A 4,496-nucleotide genomic window follows, 5' to 3' on the forward strand; every position below is an offset into this window, starting at 1 on the left:
AGAGCAAAGAGAATCACACAGGCAAAAGCCCCTAGGTTCATGAACAGGTAAATTAACAGATAGAAAATCATGCTAGAGTAACCCGCGTCAGTACCGGCGGTTAAACCAATCATGACAAAACCCGCCTGACCGATCGAGGAATAGGCTAACATCCGTTTCATGCTAGTTTGGGCTAAGGCGACCACGTTGCCCAGGATCATGCTCAAAATGGCTAGAGCGATAAAGATAAACCGCCATTGTTCGCTGACTAGACCGAAAACCGTCACTAATAGGCGAATTGCTAGGGCAAAACCGGCCGCTTTGGAACCTACCGAGAGGAAAGCCACCACGGGAGTGGGTGAACCTTCGTACACATCAGGAGTCCACTGGTGAAAGGGAACCGCCGAAATTTTGAAGGCGATACCGGCAATCACAAACACTAATGCGATCGCTAAGGCCAAGGACTGACCACCGTTAACAGCGGTTAATTTTTGGGCAATGGCACTTAAACTGGTTTCACCTCCGGATAAACCGTAGAGAAGGGAAACACCATAGAGGAAAATCGCCGAACTAGAAGCTCCAATTAACAGGTATTTTAAGGCGGCCTCGTTCGATCGAGGATCCCGCTTCATGTAACCGGTCATTAGATAGGAGGAAATACTGAGCATTTCTAGGGAGATGAAGATCATCACCAATTCACTAGCGCCAGATAGGAACATTCCCCCGAGGGTCGCGGTGAGCATAATGGCTAAAAATTCCGCTAGGGAGGTTCCCGCTTGTTCCACATAACGCACCGACATCAGCACTGTGGAGGCGGTAGAAAGGGCAATAATCCCCCTAAAGACGATACTGAGATTATCGCCCTCAAAAGCCCCTAAAAAAGCCACCGGTTTCGGATTGTCCCAGGTAAAGTAGAGAGCAACCACAGCAGCGAGCAGACCAGCGATCGCAACGTAGGGCAGCCAACTTCTGGCACTCCGTCCCACGATTAAATCGCCGATTAAAATCACCATCAGGGTAATAATCAGGATTCCTTCGGGCCAGATAACGCCGGCGTTTAGCTGACTGGCAACAAGACTAGAAAAATCCATATTGATTGAGGTTAAAGGAATTTGAAGTTAAAAAAGGCTTAATACAAGCTTAGGGCATTTGATCAGCGATTCAGTGATCAGTTATCAGTGATCAGTGATCAGATGTGAGTTTTCAGTTCACCGATCGCCGCTATCGGGTTAAAATTTCTAAAAACCCAGATAAATTTGAGATAATCTTAGCTTTTATGGGTATTATACTTGTCTATTGTCTTTTTTATCCTCTTGTCTCGTAGTCTCCTCAGCTAAGGGAAAATCTTTGATTTTTGCAGCCGAGCTAATTTCTGGTGGTGACAACTTGTCACCGAGATGTATCCAAGTTAACAGGGAAAAAGTGAAAACTCAGGAAATCATGACATAGACTGGCATCGTTAGTTGTCGTTGAAGGATTCTGGTAAAATCAGGCTAGGGGAAACACCCGAAAAATCAATTGTTTTTGAGCCATCCGCTTGATTTTTTTGTGGAAAAATTTTCTAGTTCGCTCAATCCTTTTCCTTTAGCGATCGCTTGAATGAGTAACGAAACCTATCTCAATCATCCTACTTTCGGTCTATTATACAGAGTGTGTCTATTAGAAGAACATCGGGAATTATTCACCACTCTTTATGCCCAACGTCTTTTTTTTCTGGTGACGGTGGGACCAAAAAAAGTCTCGTTCGATCCGATTAGTCGTTCCGATGCTCGTCTTTTAGTGGAAAACCGGCTGCGAAATTTGCGCCGGGGCAGTAATGTGCAAGAATTTAACAGTCTCAACCAAACTTATCAACAAACCTTTTCAGTCTAGTTCATGACGATCGCTAGTCGTATCGAGTCAATCCGTCTTACCCTACCCCCCTCCACGCGCCTGATTGCCGTCAGTAAACAGGTATCGAGCGATTATATCCGTCAAGCTTACCGAGCAGGAGTGAGAGATTTTGCTGAAAGTAAGCTACAGGAAGCAATCTCGAAGCAGCAAGAACTAAAAGACCTGCCAGATATTTCTTGGCACTTTATCGGGCATCTACAGGCAAATAAAGCCCGCAAAGTCCTAGAATCTTTTGATTTAATCCATTCCCTCGATAGTTTAAAATTAGCCCAAAGACTCGATCGCCTAGCTGGGGAATTAGAGATTAATCCCCAAGTTTTGCTACAGGTGAAAATTGTCCCCGATCCCGATAAGTTCGGTTGGGACACAGACGAATTACTAGCAGATATTCCCGCTTTAGTCAACTGTAAACAGCTAAAAATTCAAGGTTTGATGACAATTCTGCCCCGAGGATTATCCGCTGGGGAAAAGTTAGCCGCCTTTGAAAAAACCAGCGATTTAGCCCAAATAATCGAGAATAGCTCTAGTTTATGCCTGCCTCATCTATCCATGGGGATGTCTAACGATTATCCTCTCGCCATCAAGGCCGGAGCCACTTTGATCCGGGTGGGAACTGGCATCTTCGGCGATCGTATTTACTGAACCATCTCCGTAAATTTACAGAAAAAACTCCTAGTAATTTTAATAATCGGTGACAATATATCTTAAGATTACAGCGTTCAGTCTAGAAACCGGTGGTTAGAAATGAGGAATTGACTTTTTCCCAATCCCTGAAAACTATCCCCTGATAACTGATAACTGAAAAGAGGGAACTAACCGCTGCCTCCAGACGACTAGAATGACGAACCCTGAACAAAATAGTTCTCCTGTACCAAGTGAGAACAAAAGTTGTTAAAGGCCACTAAAATAACCCCGACTCTAGCCAAGACCACCTAAAAAATCTTTTGAAGGACACTTAGACTGTGAACAACATTTTTACCAAACTCAAAGATTTTGTCGGCATCTCCGAACAACCAGAAGACGAAGACGAAACCGACTACGAAGAAATGAACTGGGAAAAGTCTTCCCCCCAAGATAGGGATCAAAACGAAGAAGAAGATCCCCTCAATCGTCGTCAACGCGAACCTTTAAATCTCAGTACAGCCACATCTATGGGACTCAACAGAAGCAACGTGATCGGTATGCCAGGTATTAACAACAATAATGCAGAAGTAGTCGTGATCGAGCCCCATTCCTTCGAGGAAATGCCCCAAGTTATCCAAACCCTGAGAGAACGCAAATCGGTGGTTTTAAATCTCAACGTCATGGATCCCGAAGAAGCACAAAGAGCCGTGGATTTTGTCGCCGGTGGCACTTATGCAATTGATGGTCATCAAGAACGCATCGGTGAGAGTATTTTCCTATTTACCCCCAGCTGCGTTAAAGTTAGCACCCTTTCCGGAACTATTCACGATATCGCTGATAACCCGAAAATGGCTCGTCCCGTTTCCTCCGCACCTGCTTGGGGAGCCGAAAGCAGTCGATTAGCTCAATGAATCCTGCCATAGTCCTCTCGTCAGGTTTGTCGAAGCTAGAAATCGATCGATTTATCGAGAGGATGCGTTTTTTCTTGGTAGGATAGCTAAATCTCTCTTTTTTACTTTTTACTTTTAATAATACTGTGTCTATTCGTTTAGGAATTATTGGCGGCGGCGTGATGGCTGAGGCCATTCTCAGCCGTTTATTAAAAAAAAATATTTATAGTCCCGAAACGGTGTTAGTCAGTGAACCCCAATCCCAACGGCGCAACTTTTGGGTTAATACCTACGGAGTACAAGTCAGTGAGGATAACCGGGAAGCCGCTAGAGCAACTGAGGTGTTAATCTTAGCGATAAAACCGCAAATTTTAGAGCAAGTAGTGAATAGTTTGCTGGGAATACCCGAAAAACCCTTGATTATCTCGATTTTAGCAGGAGTTACCCTCAATCGCCTAGAAATGGGCTTTCCCGATCGCCCCGTCATCCGGACGATGCCTAATACCCCCGCCACGGTGGGACAAGGGGTTACAGCAATCGCACCTGGTCGTTATGCGGAACCGGAACATCTGGCCGTAGCCAGAGATATTTTTGCTGCGGTCGGTTCGGTGGTGGAAGTTCCCGAAGCTTTGATGGACGCGGTAACGGGATTATCGGGATCGGGCCCGGCATTTGTGGCCTTGATGGTGGAAGCTTTAAGCGATGGTGGTGTGGCGGCCGGATTACCGCGATCAATCGCATCTCAATTGGCCATAGAAACAGTTTTAGGGACGGCAACCCTATTAAAAGAATCGGCCATACATCCTGGGGAATTAAAGGATCGCGTCACTAGCCCCGGAGGAACTACGATTGCCGGAGTGAGACAATTAGAAAAAGGCTCTTTTCGATCGACAATTATCGAGGCAGTAGTGGCGGCCTATCATAGATCTAAAGATTTAGGGCGTAGTTCTGAAAAGTAATCTTTGTATCTTTTTTAACCATAAGTAGGTAGGCGTTAAAAATTATCAGACACCCCCCTTATCAAGGGAGGCAGGGGGGATCGAACCTAAAATCCATTTTTAATTTAATTATAACCAGCTACTTAACTGATGTCTCGATCTGTGATAAGAT

Annotated in this window: 5 protein-coding genes; 4 read left to right on the top strand and 1 reads right to left on the bottom strand. The window is 45.1% G+C overall.

The features are described 5' to 3' along the window. On the bottom strand, positions 1 to 1,070 hold a 1,070-nt coding region (locus PX481_RS24350), incomplete at its 3' end, for an NAD(P)H-quinone oxidoreductase subunit N (protein ID WP_288096492.1). A 508-nt stretch (positions 1,071 to 1,578) separates the two neighbouring features. Between PX481_RS24350 and pipX the strand changes: the two genes are divergently transcribed. From pipX to proC, 4 genes are all read left to right on the top strand, one after another. Beyond that, positions 1,579 to 1,851, top strand: coding sequence for a transcriptional coactivator PipX (pipX, locus tag PX481_RS24355; protein ID WP_002733869.1), 273 nt, complete (start codon positions 1,579 to 1,581; stop codon positions 1,849 to 1,851). Positions 1,852 to 1,854: 3 nt separating this feature from the next. Beyond that, positions 1,855 to 2,514 carry a YggS family pyridoxal phosphate-dependent enzyme gene (locus tag PX481_RS24360; RefSeq protein WP_288096494.1) on the top strand — a complete coding sequence of 220 codons (660 nt, stop codon included), beginning with the start codon at positions 1,855 to 1,857 and terminating at the stop codon, positions 2,512 to 2,514. Between the two features lie 320 nt (positions 2,515 to 2,834). After that, entirely contained in the window at positions 2,835 to 3,407 is a 573-nt protein-coding gene (locus PX481_RS24365; protein ID WP_002762952.1) for a cell division protein SepF, read from the top strand. A gap of 125 nt (positions 3,408 to 3,532) precedes the next feature. Then, a complete protein-coding gene (proC, locus tag PX481_RS24370; protein ID WP_002762951.1) occupies positions 3,533 to 4,345 on the top strand; it encodes a pyrroline-5-carboxylate reductase in 813 nt (270 codons plus the stop codon). Positions 4,346 to 4,496: the final 151 nt, after the last annotated feature.

Source organism: Microcystis sp. M53603_WE2 (genome assembly GCF_030065435.1).